We start from the raw sequence: 22,156 nt of genomic DNA, 5'->3' as shown, positions 1-22,156 counted from the left end.
AAATACCTAGAAAGGCGGTTTTAAAAGTTAGGAAACCATTATTTATGCCTAGCGGTAGAGGGTGAAGTTGCCAATAATTGGGTCTAATACTATTGCATCTTTTTGAATTTGGAGCAGGTACCAATAGTCGCCCGACGGCATCTGTTCGCCTTCGTAAATACCGTCCCAGCCTTCGGGATCGATCAGAATTTTTAATAAACGTCCATAACGATCGTAGATGTGCGTACGTGCTTCAGGGAATAACTCAAGATTGGTGGGTTTCCAGATTTGGTTGCTGTTGTCGCCATTTGGGGTAAAGAAATTGGGGATTTCTACGGGTAAAAACTCTTTGTAGACAGATGCGGCAACCTCACAACCATTGGCATCCCTCACCCATAGGGTATAGGTGCCGGTTTGCGTTATTGGGAATTGGGCCTGGTCTTGGTACTCGCCATTTTCCATACGGTATTGGTAAGGCGGATTACCACCACTGGCTACGGCAATAATGGTATTTAGGGTCTGGGTGTCTAGACTTAGTGCCAAATCGCCAAACGCCTGTACTTCAAAACTGGGTCCATCCATAATGCAGCCATTGTCGTGGGCCATGGTCAATTGGTAAGCGCCCGGAGCCAGATTGTTAAAAACAGGGTCGAGACTGGCCGATTCGTAATCGCCGTTGAGAATAAAGAGTGTTCTGTCCAAAAGGCTGGGGTCTACTTGAAAATAAACCTGGTTTAAGGCCACTCCCGAACCGGTATCGCAGCGATAGCTTATTTGGGGTTCGGCCATTAGGTTTACGGGCATATTCAAATCGGCTAAGACCACGGTTTCACAATTTTTGGCATCCCGTATATAGATCACATATTGTTGTGCGCCCACCAGACCTTCGAAAAGCGTTTGGTTTTCGATAAAGTCCGTTGCGTTATTGCTATTTAGGCTGGTGCGATAGGGTGGGGTGCCTCCTTCAATACTTAGGGAAATGGCGCCATCGTTGAATCCTTCGCATAATTCATGGGTTATAGTGGCCGTGGCCGTTAAGGGGGTAACCCCCGATACATTAACCTGGGTCTGGCCCCAGCAGCCGAGTTCGTCTTGAACCCGGATAAGAAGGGTTTGGTCTTCTTGGCTAGTGCTGGTATAGGTGTTACTTGGGCCTACCTGAAGCGAAATATCGTCAAGGGTGTTTTCCGAGGTATGGTTGTCCCAGATAAATTCAATAAATGTATAGTTGCCATTTCCTCCGGTAACTTGTGTTAGATCAAGGCTAACCGTAGTTCCGGCGGGGGTGTTTTCCCCGGGCTCACAACTAAAGGGGGTGACTACGGCTTCCGGAAGGTTGATGGGTTCTTGGTAACTTACCGTAACCGTATTCGATACGGCATAACAGACTTTACCATCAAGATCGGAGCTAGCGATACGGCGGAAATATTTTACGCCACTAAAAACCTGTGGATCGTAATGGGCCCCATTGGCATTGGGTATAGCGATGAAATCAGTGCCATTGAGACTCTCTTCCCATTGAAAGCCTAAGTTGCCCGTGGACGTAGCCATAACATCGGGGCTCAGGGTGTTTGGGGTGGTACCGGCACAAAGTAATTGGTCGCCGGTTATATGGCCGGGTTCAATACGATTGATCCGAATGCGAATGGCGTTTGTAGGTGCCGAACAACTTTCTCCATTGGTAGTGGCGGTGTCCATTCTTCTAAACCAGTTGTTATCGTTTAAAAGAGGAGGTTGGTAAGTTGGGGTGGTTGCTCCTACAATATCCGAAAAGTTGGTACCATCGCTACTTTGTTGCCATTGAAAAGTTAAGGTACCACTACCTTGAGCGGTTTGAAGCGGAGTCAGTTCAGGAGGCGTTTCCCCTACACAAAGATCAATCGGCCCACCGAATTGTCCCACTTGTAGGTCAATGATGCTTATGTGAAGGGAATTGGTGGTTTGGGTACAGGCCAAGCCTTGTTTGATGGAGGTGTCTACCCTTCTGAACCATTGCTCGCTGGTAAATGGTCTGGTTGGGGCGTAATCTGCTGCAGTGGCTCCAGTAATGTCACTAAAATCGGTGCCATTACTACTTTGTTGCCATTGGTAACTTAAGATGCCTTCGGCTATGGTAGGCGTGCTGGCGGTTAAGGTTTGGGGCAAGGTACCTGAGCAAATGGTTTGATCGGGGCCCAATTGTCCGGTTTGGGTAAAGCGGTTAAAACTGATGTTCAGCTCGTTTTGACTGTAACAATCGGGGCGTGGGCCGGCTTTGTAGATGTATAATCTAATGTCTTGGGTAATAGTGTCCCCAGGGAAGTACGCGTTACCCTGTCCTTGGTCGCCGTCAAAATAATTACCGCCGGAGGGTAGGTCGGGGAGTACGTAATACGCATCACAGCCTAAAAAGTCGGTGCCGGGTTCTATTTGGGGTAGGCATTGTTCGCGGAAACCTACTTCGTTGTCATTGGGAATTTCATCGGGAAGGTCATTGAGGAGGTTGCTAAGATTACCGTTCGGATTTTGGTAACTCACCTGGGAAATAGTACTTCCACCTTCATCTTGATCCAGATAGGTGTCGTTGTCACTATCTAGATCTAGATAATCTGGGGTACCGTCGTTATCGGTATCTACAGCTAGTATGAACAACCCGCCAAAGTCACCTGCACTAGTATCGTTCGGGTCTCTAAGATCGATTATGCCATCGCCATCGGTATCGTTGTCAGATACATTGCCATCATGGGTTTGGAATTGGGCTGTAGTCACCCCCTCGAGCGCATCGGGCAGGCCGTCTTGGTCACTATCTAAATCTAGATAGTTTGGTATAGTATCGGAATCGGTACTGGCCGGTACTATACTCTGGTTGGGGCCGTAGTCTGTTTCTAGGATTTCGGCCAGGCCATCATCGTCGGCATCGGCAAACTGCGGGCCATCTATAACACCATTTAAATCAGGGTCGAACACATGGGCATCCAGGCCCGATTCAATAAGATCGGAAATTCCATCGTTATCTGCGTCTAGGTCACGCCAATTACCAATACCATCGCCATCGGTGTCTGCATTGGTTTCGTTGATATCCAAAATACCATCATTATCACTGTCAAGGTCCTGATAATCTGGGATGCCATCACCATCGGTGTCTACAGATGTACAGGTGGCAGCCCCAGGAGGTGCACTGTGAGGTGGTTGAGGGTAGATGGTTTGTCTAGGGGCGTCTATATTAACCCAAATATCCCCGCCGGTCTGGTTGTTCGGCCCCGGAATACTGATTTGAATGGTAAAGGTTGCCGTTGTGGAAGTTGGTGTAAAGGTCGGGGTCCAATTGCCGTACCCTTGGTTAATGGTGCCCCCACATTGGGTAATCCTCGAAAAACCGTCTGGCCCGGTCAAGGTTGCCGTCATCGGTTTTTGATTGCCACATGCGGCATGGGAAGAGCTAACCCGATAAGTGGCCGGTATTCCGGGTACAAGGTCGTTAAAAGTTACTATCATAGTTGAGGTCCAAGGCCCATCGCAGGTGCCTCCGAAACCCGCCGAATTGGCGTTCACCCGAATATAGGTATTGGTGTCGATTCCGCTGGTACAAGGTGGAGGGTTGTTGGTTGTGATAGTCGATTGATTGTAGATTGGGCTGCAATTTAGGCCTTCGTCTATATCGGAAATACCATCGTCGTCAAAGTCGCCTGGGGCGAAATAGGTTGAGAATTCGTTTTTTAAAGTATAGGTTTTGTCTACTGTATCAAAAGCGACTAAAGGTATGGTTGAAAAAACTAAGCAAAGGTAGACACATGCCTTGTAGGCATAAGAGGCTTTGGATGTAAGACCTTTTTGAGGGGTAAAAAGGGCCATAGGCATTGGATTTAGGACTAATCGAATTTAGTTTTCATGGGTAAACTAGGTCTGTAAACAAGTTGAAAAGACAGAAAAAGACGACATAAAATGGTTTTTACGCCTACGTAATTTGATTTTTGGATGTTTAGGTTATGCTGCTGAAATGCAGGAAATTAGGTTGAATGGTAAAAGGAAGTTGATTTCATTATAGTTGAAACGAAGGCGTTTCTTTAAGAAATATGAGGGCAGCATTTATGTACATCCAATTCCCGTTTCTTATATTTTTATATGAAGTAAATTATTGGGTTATCCCATAAAGAATGGTAATTGTTGATCCTTTTTGAAAAGTAGGTTTTTTCCAGCAAACACTTTTAAGTACATTTACCTTTCTGCACCCGCAAGAAAATTTTTGCCCATGTACCTGATCTTCGATACCGAAACCACCGGATTACCACAGAGCTATAAGGCCCCCATGACCGATAGTGCCAACTGGCCACGCTGTATACAAATTGCCTGGCAATTGCACGACGATATGGGACGGGTATTGGAGCACGACAACTTTATGGTACAGCCCGATGGTTTCAATATTCCGTATGAGTCGGAGAAGATCCATGGTATTTCTACTGAATTGGCCCAAGAACAGGGTATACCCTTGGCTGAGGGGCTGGAGCGCTTTAATGCGGTTTTAGCCAAAACCAAGTTTTTGGTTGGGCAGAATGTAACCTTCGATGTCAATGTTATGGGGGCGGAATTCCACCGCATGGGTATAACCCCAAACTACGAGACATTGGGGTATCACGATTTGGACTTGGAATCTTATAATTTCAAGACCAAACGTAACAAAGCGGGTACTTGGGCCTTGGACGATCTTCAGGAAGGCGATAAGAACAAGTTGGGCATATTGGATACCTGTACCGAGGTAACGGCTAGTTTGTGCCAGATTCCGGGCGGACGTGGCGGTAAGTTTAAGTTGCCTACCCTGACCGAATTGCACAATTATCTATTTGGTGTTGGTTTTGGTGAGGCCCACAACGCTACTGCTGATGTAGAGGCTACCACCCGTTGTTTCTTTGAACTGGTACGTAAGGAGCGATTTACCTTAGAGCAGCTCGATGTAGTTCCTACTTATTTTTCGGATTTCCAAACGGCCAACCCAGAACCTATAGCCGTTATCGGGTTGACCCATTTAAACCTGAAACAGGAGAGTGATAAAATCCGGAAGCGGCAGGCAAAACAGCAAGGCGCTGCTGGTAAGGGTGTAGATGTAAAGGAAAGTCTAGAAAAGCTTAAAACGGCCCAGTTCGCCCATTTACATAACCATTCCCAGTTTTCGGTACTTCAATCGACTATTTCAATAAAAGACCTCGTTCAGGCCACTGCCCAAGCTCAAATGCCTGCCGTAGCCCTGACCGACCATGGGAATATGATGGCCGCATTTCACTTTGTAAAAGAAGTGAACGGCCATAACAAAGGGGTAAAAGCCCGAAACGAAGAAGCCCTGGAAAAAGGAGAGGTGCCTACCGAACAAGAAATTACCGCCATTGTAGGTTGTGAGTTTTTTGTTTGTGAAGACCATACCAACAAAAGTCAAAAAGATAACGGCTACCAGATCGTGATGCTGGCCAAGAACAAAAAAGGCTACCATAACCTGGCCAAAATGGCCTCGATCGCTTATACCGATGGGTTTTACTATGTGCCCCGAATAGATAAGAAGGTGATTGCCCAATACAAGGAAGATGTTATGGTACTAACCGGTAACCTCTATGGCGAGGTGCCTTCCAAAGTATTGAACGTGGGTGAAAAACAGGCCGAGGAAGCCTTGGTGTGGTGGAAAGAACAATTCGGTGACGATCTATACATCGAGTTGATGCGACACGGACAGGAGGACGAAGATCGGGTAAACCCCACCCTGATCGATTTGGCCCGCAAGTACGATATTAAGTTAGTGGCCACCAACAATACCTATTATACTTCTAAGGACGAGGCTAATGCCCACGACATTCTTTTGTGTGTAAAGGATGGTGAAAAACAGGCCACCCCCATAGGCCGTGGACGCGGTTATCGATACGGCTTGCCGAACCAAGAGTATTATTTCAAGTCTTCGGATGAAATGAAAAAGGCCTTTACGGATCTGCCGGAGGCCATTTTGAATATTTCGGAGGTCATCGCTAAAGTCGAGCCCTTTGAATTGGCCCGTGATGTACTGCTTCCCAAATTCGACATACCCGATCGTTTCCAAGACGCACAAGATCTCGAAGATGGGGGCAAACGGGGCGAGAACGCCTATTTGCGCCACATTACCTACGAAGGGGCCAAAGTACGCTATGGCGAGATAACCCCCGAGATAGAAGAACGTCTCGATTTTGAGTTGATGATTATCGCCAACTCGGGTTACCCAGGCTACTTTTTGATTGTGGAAGACTTTATCCGCGAGGCCCGTAATATGGGCGTATCCGTAGGGCCGGGTAGGGGTTCGGCCGCAGGTTCGGTTGTGGCTTACTGTCTCACCATTACCAATATAGACCCTTTAAAGTACGATCTGCTTTTTGAGCGGTTCCTGAATCCGGAACGTGTATCCATGCCCGATATCGATATCGACTTCGACGACGAAGGCCGGGGTAGGGTAATGGAGTATGTGATCAATAAATATGGGGCAAATCAGGTGGCCCAGATCATTACTTATGGTACCATGGCCGCCAAGTCGTCTATCCGCGATACGGCGCGTGTGTTGGATCTTCCGCTTCAAGATTCGGATCGTATTGCCAAGCTGATTCCCGATATGTCGAAACTGGCCAAGATTTTCGGGAAGACCGAGGCGGAACTCAAGGCCAAGTTCCGTTCGGAGGAAATCGAGAAGATAAACGAGCTATTGAACATAGCCGAGGGGGCCGACCTAGAGGCCGATACCGTGAACATGGCCCGTATCTTGGAAGGTTCGGTACGTAATACCGGTATACATGCCTGTGGGGTTATTATTACCCCCGACGATATTACCAAATTCGTACCGGTATCCCTGGCCAAAGATTCGGACCTCTATGTGACCCAGTTCGATAACTCGGTGGTAGAAAGTGCGGGGCTACTAAAAATGGATTTCCTGGGGTTGAAGACCCTGACCCTGATCAAGGATACCGTTAAGATTGTCAAGGCCAGGCACGATATAGATTTAGATCCGGAGAATTTCCCCATAGACGACGAAGAAACTTATGCCTTGTTCCAAAGGGGTGAAACGGTGGGGGTGTTCCAATACGAATCTCCTGGGATGCAGAAATACATGCGCGAGTTAAAACCTACGGTTTTTGCCGATCTGATCGCCATGAACGCCTTATATCGCCCAGGACCGCTGGAGTATATTCCATCATTTATTAGAAGGAAACATGGCGATGAAGAGATAGAATACGATTTACCGGCCATGGAAGAATACTTGGCCGAGACCTATGGGATTACGGTCTACCAAGAGCAAGTGATGCTGTTGTCGCAAAAACTGGCCGATTTTACCAAAGGTGAGGCCGATGTATTGCGTAAGGCCATGGGTAAAAAGCAGATTGCGGTTCTGGCCAAAATGAAGCCCAAATTCGTAAACCAGGCCAAAGCGAACGGACACGACGAAAAGAAGCTGGAGAAAATCTGGAAAGATTGGGAAGCCTTCGCCTCCTACGCCTTTAACAAATCGCACTCTACCTGCTATGCCTGGGTAGCCTATCAAACCGCCTATCTGAAGGCCCACTACCCGGCCGAATATATGGCTGCGGTACTGTCGAACAATATGAACGACATTAAGCAGGTAACCTTTTTTATGGAAGAGTGTAAACGCATGGGGCTAGAGGTATTGGGACCAGACGTGAATGAATCATATTACAAGTTCGCGGTAAACAACGAAGGTGCCGTACGCTTTGGCATGGGTGCCATTAAAGGTGTGGGTAAAGGTGCCGTAGAAACCATTGTCAATAACCGAAAAGAAGACGGGCCTTTCCGCTCGGTCTTCGATATGTCGAAACGTATCGATTTACGTGCCGCTAATAAAAAAGCCTTTGAAAACCTGGCTTTGGCAGGCGGCTTCGATTCCTTTGACCAAGTACACCGGGCCCAATATTTCCATCAAGAGGGCGATGGGGTAACCTTTTTGGAAAAGGTGATTAAATATGGGGCCAAGTTCCAAGAGAATGAAAACTCAGCCCAAGTAAGTCTGTTCGGGGAGTCGAGCGACGTACAGATTCCGGAGCCCGTAGTACCGCCCTGTGAAACTTGGGGCACCATGGAAAAACTGCGGAAGGAAAAAGAAGTGGTCGGCATCTATATCTCGGGCCATCCTTTGGACGATTTTAAACGCGAGATCGATGCCTTCTGTAATGCCAGTTTGGGCCATTTACATCAACTGGAAGCCTGCGTAAATAAAGAATTGAGTTTGGCGGGTATCATCACCGATGTACAGCACCGGGTCTCTAAAAACGGTAAAGGCTGGGCCGCCTTTACGGTAGAGGACTATAACGAAAGCTATGAGTTTCGGATGTTCGGCGAAGAGTATCTCAAATTACGCCACTTCCTCACCATAAACGGTTTTATGTATATCAAACTATTTGTAAAGGAAGGCTGGGTAAATCGCGATACTGGTAAAAAAGGCGATCCACGCATACAGTTCAACAGCATCCAATTATTACAGGAGGTCATGGAAACCTTTGCTAAAAAACTGACCTTGAATTTGAACCTGGCCAAGCTTACCGATGCCCATGTAGAAGGTCTACAGGATACTTTAGGAATGTTCAAAGGCGACCATGCCCTTAATTTTGTGGTCTACGAGATGGAAGATAAGATCAAGTTGAGTATGCCCAGTAGAAAGCAAAAAGTAAACATTTGCGCCGAACTTTTGGAACAGCTGGATGATATGGAAGTGTCGTTTAAGTTGAATTAAGGTTTAGACCGCTTCGCTTATAGAAAATAGAACAAAGAATATAGACAGCTTGTTCATGGGGAAATGGGCTTCTAGAGGTGAAACCCCCTCATCCCCGGCCCTTCTCCCTCAGGGAGAAGGGAGTATTTAATTTCATATCAATTTTTGTCAATGGTCTATCTTCTATACTCTATTCTCTAGACCACATAAATTTTAGCAATAACCCAATAAGTAAAACGAATCTACGTTGGGTAAGGGTAGCAGTGAATTAATGACTAAGTTTGCAGTAACATAAAAATCAAACAAATGGCACTAGAAATAACAGATGCTTCCTTTGAGGAAGTGGTATTGAAGAGCGACAAACCGGTTTTGGTCGATTTTTGGGCCGCATGGTGCGGACCTTGTCGTATGGTAGGTCCCGTTATTGACGAGATCCACGGTGAGTACGACGGTAAGGCCGTAGTAGGTAAGGTAGATGTGGATGCCAACCAAGAATTTGCCGCCAAATACGGGGTGCGTAACATTCCTACCGTATTGTTGTTCAAAGATGGAGAGGTAGTTAGCCGCCAAGTAGGGGTATCCCCGAAGAAGGTATATACCGATGCCATCGACAACGCTTTGTAAGCAACGAACGATAACAAAATAAGAAGACCCTGCCTTAGGCGGGGTTTTTTTATAGGCGAACTTTCTAGTTATAAATGTTATTATTTAAGTAGGTTTTTGGGCGTTCCCCTTCGGGTCGGGCTCGCCGCGCTACATGGTAGCTAGCTTTGATCCCTAACGCAGTTTAGCGTACGCCAATTATCTTTCATGGATTAATTTGGGATGGGTCCACTTTTGGTCGATTTATAAAGCATCTAAGACTTTGTCCATATTTTCTAATGTTTGGCCATGGTCCTTTTCGTGTGGCGTTCCAATTGTCTGCTTAAAAAGCTACCTTAGTATAAAGTTTGCCTATGGATATCCGTCAAGAGTTACATAAAGCCCCATTGTTCCAGAATCTGGAGTTATTGGCCCAAGAGGTGGTAGAGGGCTTTATCAGTGGTATTCATAAAAGCCCCTTCCATGGTTTTTCGGCTGAGTTTGCCGAGCATACCATATACAACCCAGGTGAAAGTACCCGCCATATCGATTGGAAACTTTTTGCCAAGACCGATAAGCTGTACACCAAAAAATACGAGGAGGAGACCAACCTTCGCTGTCATTTTATACTCGATGGGTCGGCTTCCATGTTTTATCCGACGGTAGATACCCAATGTTTAGATAATTTGAACAAACTTGGTTTTGGGGTTTTGGCCATAGCCGCATTAATGGGCCTACTTAAAAAACAGCGCGATGCGGTAGGCTTGAGTATTTATGCCGATACCTACCAATACTATGCCCCGGAAAAAGGCAGTGAGCGGCACCATCGAATGGTACTAGAGGCCTTAAAACGCATTAGCCTGGAAAAGAAACCGGAGACCCATACCCGTACCTATACCTTTTTACACCAAATTGCCGAAAAGATCCATAGGCGCAGTCTCATTTTCCTGTTTACCGATCTGTTGGATCCCGAATCCGATGCCAATCAACTCTTTCAGGCCTTACGGCATTTAAAGTATAACAAACACCAAGTAGTACTTTTTCACCTATCCGATGCCAAGACCGAACTCGATTTGGATTTTGACGATACCCCAAAACGATTTTTGGATGTAGAGACCGGAAAACACATCGATGTGCATGCCCATCGGGTGCGTGAAAGCTATACGAAACATGTAACCGATTATTTTAGAGGGATTTCCCTTCAGTGTGCCAAATATGGCATACAGTATGTACCGGTAGATATTGGTCAGGGCTTTGCCCAGGTGATGAATACCTATTTGGTAGAGCGACAAAAATTTCGATAAAAAAGCTTGCGAAAACGAAAAACGGGTGTATATTTGCAACCGCTAATCCGATAAACATCGACAGCAAACGGTCTGGTAGTTCAGTTGGTTAGAATACCTGCCTGTCACGCAGGGGGTCGCGGGTTCGAGTCCCGTCCAGACCGCACCAGTAAACACAAGGCTTCCGAGAAATCGGGAGCCTTTTTTCTTTCCCTTGGGTACAACATAGGTACAACACCTTCCAAAGGTAATTTCTTTTGTTTACATTTAGGTTAATCTTGTGATTTTCATTAGAATGAAGGGAGTTATTGAGGCCATTGGAAAGTTCTTTTACAAGTTTCTGAAGAAAAAGGAAAGCTTTTATCATTCCTTGGATAAAAGTGAAGGGAAGAAAATCCTTTTTCTTTTGACCTGTATGACACCTGTCGCTTTTATTGCAGCCTTCACTTTTTCCGATTCATTCAAAACACAACTTTTGATTTTTACTGGATATTTGAGCATGGCCTTTCTGACCATTATTCTTTCTGCTGGCTATCAGTCAGGGCTAAAAAGATTTCATCGGGACAAACACGGATTGGAAATGATTAAAATCAATCTCTACGGAAAGGATTTCCCAAAATTATTGTTGACGGATAAAGATTTGGATAATTTTCATTTGTTATTGATGGGATATATTCCCCAAACCAAAATAAACAATCGTAACCTCATAAAAAATGGCAGCTCGGCCAATTATTTCTTTGTGTTTTCATTGATGCATCGTTTTGTCAGGGATGGAATAATTGACATCGATACAGCTCGGCGGAAAATGCTTTTCGAAATAATCAAAGAATCCTTCTCGATGAACGGGAATCCTGTTAATCCCAACACACTAGAATCAAGTTTCAGTCGATGGAACACTTCAATGAAGGACAAGCAACTGGTGGTTCTTGAGCATGAAAAGATAATTGAAGTGTTCGGAGAACAATAAACTTACCACAATTCTTTGACAAGCCCCATTTATTGTTCCAGTTAACGTGATTAGCTTTCCTATGTTTGCCTTGCGCATTCACAGTAAAGGCCTTTACTCAATCATTAATTTAAATCTAAATCTAATGACTGAGGAAAAGAAAGTCGTAGGACTATTAACCGAAATTAAAACCCTGCTTTCCCAAAACAAACGGGTAATGAATGTAGATGATTTGGTGGCCTATACGGGCTTGTCAAAAAGTAAGATCTACAAACTCACTTCACTCCGTTTGATTCCCATGGGCGAAAATGTCCATGTACGACAGAAATTTTTTGATAAGGAGGCCATTGACGCCTGGCTCTTGGGCAAACCAGATTTATCAGATGAATTTTTGGAACAAAAGTTCAATGAGCAGCTGTTGAAAAGAAAAAGAGTTTAGCTCAATAATCTGAAAGTTTAATTATGGAAACAATCCCCTATGTAAGGGTGGGTACTACGTATTATAAACTAGTAAAATCACCCACAATTTCAGGCCATTTTAACGAACAATTGGTTTCGTGGAGTGAACATACCATTAAGCAAGATTATGGTAAGGATTTTTTGAGCAAGGTTCCAAAGTATGATGGTTTCACCTGTATTCCCAACCACATAGATTTCAAAAAAGAACACCATGACTTCTATAATATCTACTCTCCCTTAAGCTTTGTTCCAAAGGAAGGCACCATTGATAAGACGTTACAATTCTTGGAGCACATCTTTGGGTCCCAAAGGGAATTGGGATTGGATTATCTGCAGTTATTATATGTAAAGCCCATCCAGATTTTGCCGATTTTGTGTCTGGTATCTTCGGAACGCAGCACAGGAAAAAGTTCTTTCTTAAAATGGCTAAAGGAAATCTTTGAAAACAACCTTACCTACCTCACCAACGACAGTTTTGGCAGTCAGTTCAATGCAGATTGGGCCAATAAGCTTTTGATATGCATAGATGAAGTATTGTTCAATAAAGAGGAACTCACAGAGCGCATAAAATACCTGAGTACCACCAATAGAAACAAATTAGAGGCCAAAGGGAAAGACAAACGTGAAGTGGAGTTCTTCGGGAAGTTTATCCTCTGTAGCAACAACGAGGATAACTTCATTAAAATTGATGGTAATGAAACGCGTTTCTGGGTTCGTAAAATTCCTCCCATCAAAAATGAGGAAACAGACTTTTTGGAAAAACTCATCACTGAAATCCCAGCATTTCTATCCTATCTGGGCAATCGTAAAGTCAGTACGATTCAATCCACTCGAATGTGGTTTTCACCCAACCAACTATTTACTCCAGCTCTAAAAAAGCTAGTGAACAACAACCGCAACAGAGTAGAAAAAGAATTGGCCAGTCTACTACTTAGCGCCATGGACAAGTTTGAGTTGAGCGAAATCCAACTATGCCCCATGGATGCCCTCCACATGCTCAACAAGACCAGGGTGAAGACTGACCTGACCCAATTGCGTAGACTGTTAAAGAAGGATTGGAAATTGGAAAACCAGAAAAACTCAAACAGCTACCAGCGGGCAACCATTTGGAACAATGGTGAAATCAATTTAGAGGATGCAAAAGGCAGGTACTTTTCCATCTCCAAGCATTTTCTGCTGAAAAATTTTGATGAAATGATGACATCCTAGGAACATCCCTCTATTTATGGGATTTAAATCTGTCATCACTTTGTCATCATTCCGTCATCAAAACAAAGAATGATGACAAAGCTAGAACCAAATAAAGATGAAATGATGAATCGATGAAAAAATGATGAAGCCAGTAAGACCATCAGGAATGGCCCTTTTGAATGATTCTTCATCAAATCATCAAAATTTAAATGTAAATAGAGCCATGAAAGAAAAAAGATTTAACTGTGAAAGAGCCCGTACCGTTAGCATCGTTCACACGATGGCAAAGCTAGGGCACTTTCCAGTAAGGGAAACGGAAAAAGAAGCTTGGTTTCTGAGTCCCTTCCGGTCAGAAACCCAAGCCTCTTTTAAAGTCTCCAAAACCCTAAATAGATGGTACGACCATGGGGAAGGCCTTGGAGGAAACGTAATCGACCTTGTTTGTCGATTGAAAAGCTTTGGTGTCGGGGAAACCTTAATATGGCTCCAGGGCCAAACAAGTTCTTTTTCTTTTCATCAGCCCCTCCCAGTTTTAAAAGAGAAGAGAATTAGTATTCACGATATAAGGCCAATAAGTCATGTGGCCTTAATTGATTACCTACAAAAGCGTAAAATCCCATTGACCTTGGCTTATGGATATATCAAACAAGTACACTTCGGAATAGGTGAAAAATCCTTTTTTGCTCTGGGGCTACAAAACAAAAATGGGGGATGGGAACTACGCAATTGTTTCCAGAAATACTGTGCATCTCCCAAGGCCATCACCTTAATTGAAAATCACAATCCAAGACTTACGGTAGTTGAGGGAATGTTCGATTTTTTGTCGCTTTTGGTTATTCAACCCAAATGGTTCGTTGAATCTGATGTACTTATTCTGAACTCTCTGGCCTTTGCTACAAAAGTCAATTCCATCCTAGAAAAATATTCCGCCCTCAATCTAACGTTGGACAATGACAGCGCAGGAGATAAAGCGACACACTATTTAATCGGATTGTATCCAAAAGCTACAGACCGAAGAAATTGTTATGCTGGATTTAAGGATATAAACGAAAAGTTGAAGCATCATGCGCAGTAATAATTTGGAAAAAGAATTTGATGCACTTGAAGTTGCATTACGTCGTTGGGCAGAAAAAAATAATGTACCCCTCACCCAAGAAGAAGCAGTATCTAGCGTGACATTATCAGAATTGATTGATGAAACGGGCAACCCAAAACGTAATTCTGTTAAGAATTCGAGATGTGTGTCTGTGGACACAATCTCGCCTGCTCCCGATGGTCGCAGGGGAAAAAAGGAGTCGTTTAAGGGAAAAACCCAGTTGGTGAAATTCCGTTGTACCACTTATGAAAAAAAGCTGTTATTGGCCAAAGCCAGACTATGTGGGTTGTCGTTAAGTGAATTCCTTCGCAGGGCGGCCATGGAACAAGCCACTGTTGAACGATTGTCGGATGAGGAAATCGAAATCTATCAAATGTTGGCCAAATACCACAACAACTTCAAATCGATTGGCAATATGTTCCGGAAGAAAAGTCCAAAGCTCACTGAAATGGTCTACGAAACTGCTAAGCAAATCAAGGAACATCTTAAAAGATTCAGCAAATGATAGGCAAGGGAAAATCCATATCACATACCCGTGCCTCGATGGGTTATGGCTGGAATCAGGAAAAGGATGCCGAGGTAGTGCTTAGACAGCACTTGGTAGGGGAAAACCCCAAAGAGATTACCGAAGAATTTAAGCGCATACAGGAATTGAACCATAACTGTGAACGCAACACACTATCTTTTGTACTCAGTCCGACAATCAACGATGGGCAACGTCTAAAAAAACAAGAGCTTGAAAGGGTCGCTAAGGAGTTCATGGAGAAAATGAAGCTTGGTGAACGACAAGCCATTGCATTTGTCCATAGGGATAGAGAGCATACCCATATTCACTTATATGTGAACCGTATTGACTTCAAAGGAATCGCCTACAATGACAGCTTTATTGGAAAACGGAGTCAACAGGCCGCCGAAAAAACTGCTGAAACTTTACGGTTGACCACGGTTAAACAAGTACAGATGGAACGGGAATTCCAGACCCAAGAATTGCGCAATGAAATCAAACGAAGACATGAGCTGACCTTGAGACATCAAAAACCTGAAAACTATCAACTGTATCTTATTGGGATGAAAGCCAATGGGGTTGACGTCATTCCAAGTATCAATAAGCAAGGTAAACTCCAAGGTTTTCGATTTGAATTTCAAGGACACAGTTTTAAGGGAAGTGAGATACATAGAAATATGGGCATGGCTGGAATTGGGAGACAACTAACGCGCTACAATGCGCCAAATAGAATCATCTCGCCAAAGAACACTATCAAATTGTTGGACAAAGTGGTCCCGGTTCCTCAGAAGCTAGCAATATCCCTTGCCAAAAAAGCAATCAAGAAATCCATTGACCAAGGAATGGGTATTTAAATTCCATATTATGAATAAACTTGAGACAATCACACAACTTTTGGTTAATGAGCTGACCGATTTTGAGGCCAACGTGAAGAGACTGGAAAATGGTCTACAGAGGGCTGAGGATTTAAAGGTCAAGTTTGATTTGGCTCCCATTGACAACTTAGTATCTGAACTAAAAAGTTTTCAGCAAAAGGAAACCGAAGATCGGGAGGCTTATGTAAATAAATTAGACCGAAAATTAGAAAATGCTAAGATCTATCCGCAATGGGCCGTGATTGCCTTTATCAGTTCTATGGTGGTTTCTGCAGGAGCAATTTTGTTTGGCTATATCCAAAACGAATCCAATAAGGACATAAAAAAGGAAGCATATAATCAAGGGATAGAGGCCTATCAAACTCATTTGGATACGTTTTTTAAAGAGCACCCAAAAACCTTTGAGGTTTACAATGATTGGAATAAAAAGCAATAAGCAATTCCTTTCTGTCTCAAATACCTTGAAACAGATAATCCTTGTGCATGTTTTCATAACGTACACAAAAAAATCGATTATTTGTGCATTAAATGACTTATATGCACAAAAAAAGTTGTTTCTTGTATAGCAAAGCAAATACGATTAATTGGAAACAGAAGTTCAAATTCCTTTTCTACCGCCAAAGGTTCAGATAGAGACGGTTGCTGTATTGAAAAACTTAAATGCAGCAAGCCGTGCCCTGGCCCAATTAAAGGGAGAGGTAAAAAAGATACCCAATTCACAGATACTCATAGATACCATTTCATTACAAGAGGCAAAGGACAGTAATGAAGTTGAAAATATTGTGACTACAGATGATGAGTTGTACCAGGCTGCTATTGAGACCAAAAATATCTCGCAAGCCGCCAAAGAAGCACAAAACTATGCTCAGGCCTTAAAATTGGGGTTTCATATCATACGGGAAAAAGGAGTGCTTAGTATTAACGACATCAAACGAATACAAGAGCTTGTTTCGCCCAATCATCCCATAAGAAAAGTACCTGGTACGGTTCTAAAAAACCCTCGGACCCAAGAAGTTGTATTTACACCACCCCAACAATACAGTGAAATTATGGCCCTGTTCAACAACTTGGAAACCTATATCAATGATCCTAAAGTACATCCCGTGGACCCTTTGCTTAAAATGCCCATTGTGCATTATCAATTTGAGAGTATCCACCCTTTTTATGATGGCAACGGTAGAACAGGGAGAATACTGAATATGCTGTATTTGGTTCATCAAAACCTACTGGACATCCCTGTTTTATATTTGAGCAGTTACATCATTAAAAACAAAGCGGATTATTACAGATTGTTGCAAAAAGTACGAACCGACGAAAGCTGGCAAGAATGGTTGTTATGGATGTTGAAGGGAGTGGAAATTACCGCTAGGGACACCATTGTGGTAGTCAACAATATCAAACATTTGATGGATGAATATAAACAGAAGATACGACGTGAATTCAAGTTTTACAGTCACGATTTAATCAATACTCTTTTTAAGCATCCCTACACTAAAATTGATTTTTTAGAGCGTGAGCTTAACGTGCACCGAAACACTGCAAGTAGCTATTTGAATGCGCTTGCCCAACACGAAGAACAGTTTTTGACCAAGTTGAAAATTGGGAAGAGCAATTATTTTATCAACCATAGATTGCTCCAAATATTAAAAAGTAGGTAATCAAAAATTAAAATTAAAATTCCTTCTAGCTCTGGCTTTTGGTAAAGCATGTAATGCATCAAAAAGCTAATAGAGACCCTGTTTATTAAGCAAAAACCACAGTTTTTTTATAGGAAAACCCCAAATAACAATTGTCATTTTTTAATGCGATTTGGTTTGGTTATTTTGGTGATAACATTGAAATCCCCCTTTAATTTAGAGAATTATTTATGCCAGAGTGTATCGAATGTGCGGCTTATACCAAATTTAAAAACGGACTATGCAGTGATTGTTATAATAAGCAAAATGGAAACCCTTGGGTTTCAGGAGTGATTAAAGGAAGAATAGCAGAGGCCATTGTTGAGCAGCTCTTTATTTCATTGGGTTTTCAGGTATTTAAATATGGAATGGAAAACTCCATTCCTGGCATTGCGGATTTGCTTAAAGGTATTCGTGGCGATGTATCAAAGAACATTCGGCAAATGCCTGATTTTGTTGTTTTTAAAGATAAAAAAGCACATTTTATTGAGGTTAAATTCCGAAAAAGTGGCAGACTAGCTTTGAAGGATATCGAAAAGTATGATGACTACCCTTTTGAAAATGCCTTGTTCGTCTTAATAACACCTAAACATATCAAGTGCATTTCTTACTCTGAATTAAAAGCTGGCAAAGAAATAACGGAAAATTGCAGAAATTGGTTAGGAAATCGAAAAGAATTTGAAACGTGTAAGGACATGATAATTGATTACTGCAAGTACGCTGTCAAGTTTTTGGAAAATGTTGAGTAAGACATTTTGGTTAAAATTCTTAAACTTTAATTCAATAAGAAAATAGAACACTTTGATTGAAAAAACAAGATGCTATGAAACATGGTCCATACAGACAAGTAGGTTACATTCAACAAGCTCTTTCTCAAAACCGAAAGTCAATTGGCATTTTTTTAGGGGCAGGATGTCCACTGGGTGTGGAAAATCGGCCTTTTAATGAAGCATAAAGAAATATCAACAAACTGTATATTCATCCTATTACGCCTTTTGGTTTATTATCTGCACCTTATATCTTAAAACATTGAATATCAATATTTAACATATAGTTGGGGAATATTGCACAAATTACGGGTACTTTTGCCATGTAAAAATCAGAAAGCCCAGATTCATTTAGTCTTACCCAATTCTCGATTTATTTTCAGCTCTCTTCTTTTTAAGGTAATTATTAAATAACATTCTAAGCCCAACGTTCAGGGTGTTGAAGCTTGCCGTCTTAGTCTACTAATATTAAGTAGCTCCAGGACAGTATAATCGTTCAACATATCATAAACAGATTGCGCTTGCTAGTATCCTTTAAATCACATGTGGACAAAAGATCAAACCACAATTGACGGCATCAATAGGCCAAAATTTTCAAAAAGAACAAACTCTGATTTCTCAAAAACAGTTAGGAACAGGGTAAACCAATATTTCAAAACAAACAATATCAGCAAGCATGCGAACAAAAGCATGGTCGGTAAGACCATTCTGATGTTAACAGTGTTCTTTGTTCCCCTTGTTTTTATCAATATTGGCGCCATTGCATCCCCATGGCTGCTTTTTGCCTCATATATAACCAGTGGAATTGGTATGGCCGGAATCGGCATGGGCATCATACACGATGCCATCCATGGTTCGTACTCCAAAAATCAAAAAGTGAACAAATACCTTGGTTATACCATGAACCTCATAGGTGCGAACGCCACGGTTTGGAAAATTCAACACAATGTACTGCACCATACCTACACAAATATAGAAGGAGCGGATGATGATATAAATGCTCCCTTTTTCCTTAGGTTTTCTCCACATGCCAAGAAAAATGCACTGCATAGATTCCAACATTGGTATGTGTGGTTCTTTTATGGCATATCCACCATTTCATGGGTCACGGCCAAAGACTTTGTTCGACTTGCACGCTACAGGAAGATGGGATATCTGAACAAAAAGAATGAATTCAGGGATGAAGTTATGAAGATAATTGGTTGGAAGCTGCTTTACTATTCGTATGCCCTGATCATACCCTTGCTAATGGTACCCTTGGCCCCGTGGATTATTATCTTGGCCTTCCTGAGCATGCACTTTGTCACTGGACTGCTCATCAGTAGTATATTTCAGGTGGCACACATTATGCCAGATATGGAGTTTCCCCTACCTGATAAAGACGGGGTGGTCGAAGGCGATTGGTTTGCGCACCAATTGGCCACTACAACCAATTTTGCGCCCAGAAGCAGGTTTTTTTCCTGGTTGATCGGGGGGCTGAACTATCAAATAGAACATCATCTACTCCCCAACATCTGTCACGTACACTATAAAAAAATATCAAATATCGTGGCGGAAACAGCCAGAGAATATGGGATGCCCTATAATACAAAACGAACATTCGTTAGTGCCATTAGAGACCATGTCAGCGTTTTGCGCAAATTGGGAAAGCTGCAGACTATCGTGGTGCGGCAATAACGAAATTTTAAGACAAAAAATAAGATGAATATTATAAAACGAGTATTGAACAAAAGAGTAAATAATAAATATAAAGTAATGAAAGAAGGAACAGTAAAATTTTTCAATAGTGCCAAAGGATTTGGTTTTATCAAACCTACAGATTCCGATGAGGATGTCTTCGTGCACCAAAGCGGTCTTATTGACAAGATTCGTGAAAATGACAACGTTAAATTTACAGTGGAAAGAGGAGAAAAAGGAATGAACGCAGTAAATGTGGAATTGGTTTAAAAAATCTCTTATTTCCGTATCAATTAAAATGCCATCTTTAAAAGATGGCATTTTACATATTGTTGTTGTCTTCTTTGTCAGTACCCAAATCAAACTTCTCTTATTAAAGACAAGTATTCCAAAATAAACCAGACATCTTAAAGACAGAAAGGTACTTGAACTTAACCCCCATCAATTTAACTTCCGATTAAGGGACATAAAAATTACTATGCGAACATTATTCTTCATATTTCTGACCACATTGGCCATTTTCCCTCCCCAAGGAACAAGTCAAATAAAAAAAGTGGAAGGGATTTTTCTTGGGCGTGTTGAAGATGGGTATTCATTTTGTGGCAAAACAGCATTAGGTGTGGAAGAAATAGTTGTCTTCGATGAAATTCTTTCGGTTATACTTGAAAAGTATCCACTACATGAGGATAAACACATTGGGGAAAATTTTATCATCTCGTTTGTTGAGAATGTTAGGGTTTGGGAAGATGATAGCGAAGAAACATCCACTGTGATACGCTTACAAAAGCTTATGCCAGGGCAACACCTTCAAGAGTGATGTTTCAAAATTGTGGCATCAACTTTTTCACCATAGATTTTAAAGTAGACAGATTTTTCAATTTCACCGAAGAATCAGAAGAACAATATCTTCCGGTTTTAAGCATCAGGTATTTTGGAGCACATGCCGATATAACTTCCTGTCCAAGAGAGAATGAATTCCAAGAATAATTTTTCTTTTCGTTTTATCTCATCTTTCAAAAGAATAAAAAAAGCATTACCGTAATGGAAGCTGAAAGGAAAAAAGTGGTCGAACTCAAAGTACCGGCCAACCAATTGTGTGCGAGTTTGCCAAAAATATTCATGGGAGGGTCGGCATAATAATTGTGTTGATGTTTTTCAATCATTAGATGTCTATATAGTCCTCGAACACCACCTAATATAAGGTGGACAAACAACAACACCATAATTATGGATACTGTATTAAAATCCCAAGACATTCTCATCATTAGTTTTTAATTGCACCACCTACTCCAATAAATGGAATTGCACCTGCACCAGTCACTTCAGGTAAAATCCCGTTCCATTTTTCTATGGCCTTAAGGTTAGCTTCTATCTTTCTTAGCTCAATAAGATCAGGAGAAATATTCATTTTTTGTAACCGTAGCGCTTCGGCTTCGGCTGTTGCCGCAGCAATGGTTTGTTGGGCTTCGACCTTTATCCTGTCCAAGTCTCTTTTTGCCTTCAGAGCATTTTGCTCCGCGGTCTGTTTTGCCTCAATGGCATCGGTAAACGTTTGGGAAAAACTAAATGAGATAATCGAAAAAGCGTCAACTGCTATGTTCGATGCCAGCAATCTTGAAGTGAGTGCTTGTTGCATTTCGGTACTGACTGCAGGCCTCTTGGTAATCAATTCCTCGGCAGTGTATCTGGCTGACACAGCTTTCATTACCTCTTGAATTGCTGGGTCAATGATACGTTCTTTGAATTCAACCCCAATGGTTTGATATACCAAATTGGCTTTATCAGGTATGATATGATAATTGAGGGCAACAGATAGGTCTACATCCTGCAGGTTAGAAGATGAAGGGGCAGCATCTGTCATTGCCTTCTGAATTTTTACGTCCATCAAGATTACCGTTTGTACTATCGGTATCTTGAAGTGTATTCCTTCATTCAAAACATGGTCTTGTACGGCTCCAAAATTCTGGACACCCCCCCGCTCGCCTGCGCCAATTTGAACCCATGGTTTGAACGCAAAAAGCAATACAACCAATGTGGCAATAATGTTCAGGTTTCTCCTTTGCCCTTTTTTCAATATATTTTTCAACTCACCCATAGGGCTATTATCCATAGTAATTAGGTTTAATTATAAAGATAGGATTTCCCATGCCCGAGCATGTTATACCAATTCATGGAAATCTTACATAAATCACACATGGTCTGGAGCGATAAAAGGTCATTAAATGGCTTTCCGTTAATTTTGAGGTTCATCGCTATGCAAAAAAGTGTTTTTAAAGAAAAATAGGGCATGGGAACTTTGGCCTTTTGCAAAAGGATGTTCCATGAACAAGATGTGTTTTAAGCCACTATGAATCGTTCTAAAGGTGTTTCCCTGCAATACGTTGTTCATACTTTAAATGGACAATGCCCACAGGAGGGAGAT

The 22,156-nt window shown here is 42.3% G+C and carries 17 protein-coding genes and 1 tRNA gene; 16 read left to right on the top strand and 2 right to left on the bottom strand.

All coding sequences use genetic code 11. From position 1 onward, the window contains the following. Nucleotides 1-48 precede the first annotated feature (48 nt). A complete protein-coding gene (locus tag B7P33_RS08855) occupies nucleotides 49-3,810 on the bottom strand; it encodes a T9SS type B sorting domain-containing protein (RefSeq protein WP_172435904.1) in 3,762 nt (1,253 codons plus the stop codon). A gap of 397 nt (nucleotides 3,811-4,207) precedes the next feature. On the opposite strand from B7P33_RS08855, the gene dnaE reads away from it, so the two are divergent. From dnaE to B7P33_RS08775, 16 genes are all read left to right on the top strand, one after another. Further along, complete coding sequence (dnaE, locus tag B7P33_RS08850) at nucleotides 4,208-8,698, top strand: DNA polymerase III subunit alpha (protein ID WP_097441613.1); 4,491 nt, start codon at nucleotides 4,208-4,210, stop codon at nucleotides 8,696-8,698. A gap of 285 nt (nucleotides 8,699-8,983) precedes the next feature. Then, entirely contained in the window at nucleotides 8,984-9,301 is a 318-nt protein-coding gene (gene trxA, locus B7P33_RS08845; protein ID WP_097441612.1) for a thioredoxin, read from the top strand. Between the two features lie 332 nt (nucleotides 9,302-9,633). Next, entirely contained in the window at nucleotides 9,634-10,563 is a 930-nt protein-coding gene (locus B7P33_RS08840; protein ID WP_097441611.1) for a DUF58 domain-containing protein, read from the top strand. A 69-nt stretch (nucleotides 10,564-10,632) separates the two neighbouring features. Next, nucleotides 10,633-10,706 (top strand) — tRNA-Asp (locus tag B7P33_RS08835). A gap of 131 nt (nucleotides 10,707-10,837) precedes the next feature. Next, complete coding sequence (locus B7P33_RS08830; RefSeq protein WP_097441610.1) at nucleotides 10,838-11,509, top strand: hypothetical protein; 672 nt, start codon at nucleotides 10,838-10,840, stop codon at nucleotides 11,507-11,509. 124 nt (nucleotides 11,510-11,633) lie between these two features. Beyond that, the gene (locus B7P33_RS08825) at nucleotides 11,634-11,927 is read left to right on the top strand and encodes a helix-turn-helix transcriptional regulator (RefSeq protein WP_097441609.1); all 294 of its coding nucleotides are present in this window, start codon (nucleotides 11,634-11,636) and stop codon (nucleotides 11,925-11,927) included. Nucleotides 11,928-11,950: 23 nt separating this feature from the next. Continuing rightward, nucleotides 11,951-13,156, top strand: coding sequence for a primase-helicase family protein (locus B7P33_RS08820; RefSeq protein WP_097441608.1), 1,206 nt, complete (start codon nucleotides 11,951-11,953; stop codon nucleotides 13,154-13,156). A gap of 121 nt (nucleotides 13,157-13,277) precedes the next feature. Further along, nucleotides 13,278-14,213, top strand: a complete 936-nt coding sequence (locus B7P33_RS08815; RefSeq protein ID WP_245871731.1) for a toprim domain-containing protein — start codon at nucleotides 13,278-13,280, stop codon at nucleotides 14,211-14,213. Then, complete coding sequence (gene mbpA / locus B7P33_RS19660) at nucleotides 14,203-14,739, top strand: mobilization protein MbpA (RefSeq protein WP_245871729.1); 537 nt, start codon at nucleotides 14,203-14,205, stop codon at nucleotides 14,737-14,739. Before B7P33_RS08815 ends, mbpA begins: the two co-directional genes overlap by 11 nt. After that, the gene (locus B7P33_RS08805; protein ID WP_097441606.1) at nucleotides 14,736-15,593 is read left to right on the top strand and encodes a relaxase/mobilization nuclease domain-containing protein; all 858 of its coding nucleotides are present in this window, start codon (nucleotides 14,736-14,738) and stop codon (nucleotides 15,591-15,593) included. The genes mbpA and B7P33_RS08805 overlap by 4 nt, the downstream gene beginning before the upstream one ends. Then, complete coding sequence (locus B7P33_RS08800) at nucleotides 15,571-16,050, top strand: DUF6730 family protein (protein ID WP_141402427.1); 480 nt, start codon at nucleotides 15,571-15,573, stop codon at nucleotides 16,048-16,050. The genes B7P33_RS08805 and B7P33_RS08800 overlap by 23 nt, the downstream gene beginning before the upstream one ends. Before the next feature lie 148 nt (nucleotides 16,051-16,198). After that, complete coding sequence (locus B7P33_RS08795) at nucleotides 16,199-17,272, top strand: Fic family protein (RefSeq protein WP_097441604.1); 1,074 nt, start codon at nucleotides 16,199-16,201, stop codon at nucleotides 17,270-17,272. A 209-nt stretch (nucleotides 17,273-17,481) separates the two neighbouring features. Further along, nucleotides 17,482-18,039: a hypothetical protein gene (locus B7P33_RS08790; RefSeq protein WP_097441603.1), complete on the top strand. Its 558-nt coding sequence runs from the start codon at nucleotides 17,482-17,484 to the stop codon at nucleotides 18,037-18,039. A 729-nt stretch (nucleotides 18,040-18,768) separates the two neighbouring features. After that, entirely contained in the window at nucleotides 18,769-19,734 is a 966-nt protein-coding gene (locus B7P33_RS08785) for a fatty acid desaturase family protein (protein WP_097442287.1), read from the top strand. A 78-nt stretch (nucleotides 19,735-19,812) separates the two neighbouring features. Next, nucleotides 19,813-20,004: a cold-shock protein gene (locus tag B7P33_RS08780; RefSeq protein ID WP_097442286.1), complete on the top strand. Its 192-nt coding sequence runs from the start codon at nucleotides 19,813-19,815 to the stop codon at nucleotides 20,002-20,004. Nucleotides 20,005-20,212: 208 nt separating this feature from the next. Then, a complete protein-coding gene (locus B7P33_RS08775) occupies nucleotides 20,213-20,551 on the top strand; it encodes a hypothetical protein (protein ID WP_097441602.1) in 339 nt (112 codons plus the stop codon). 447 nt (nucleotides 20,552-20,998) lie between these two features. Here B7P33_RS08775 and B7P33_RS08770 read toward each other — a convergent pair whose 3' ends face one another. Beyond that, nucleotides 20,999-21,844 carry a prohibitin family protein gene (locus tag B7P33_RS08770; RefSeq protein ID WP_097441601.1) on the bottom strand — a complete coding sequence of 282 codons (846 nt, stop codon included), beginning with the start codon at nucleotides 21,842-21,844 and terminating at the stop codon, nucleotides 20,999-21,001. Between the last annotated feature and the right edge of the window lie 312 nt (nucleotides 21,845-22,156).

It is taken from the genome of Sediminicola luteus (assembly GCF_002514735.1).
Taxonomy (GTDB): Bacteria; Bacteroidota; Bacteroidia; order Flavobacteriales; family Flavobacteriaceae; genus HQA918.
This window is presented reverse-complemented; position numbering and strand designations above follow the sequence as displayed.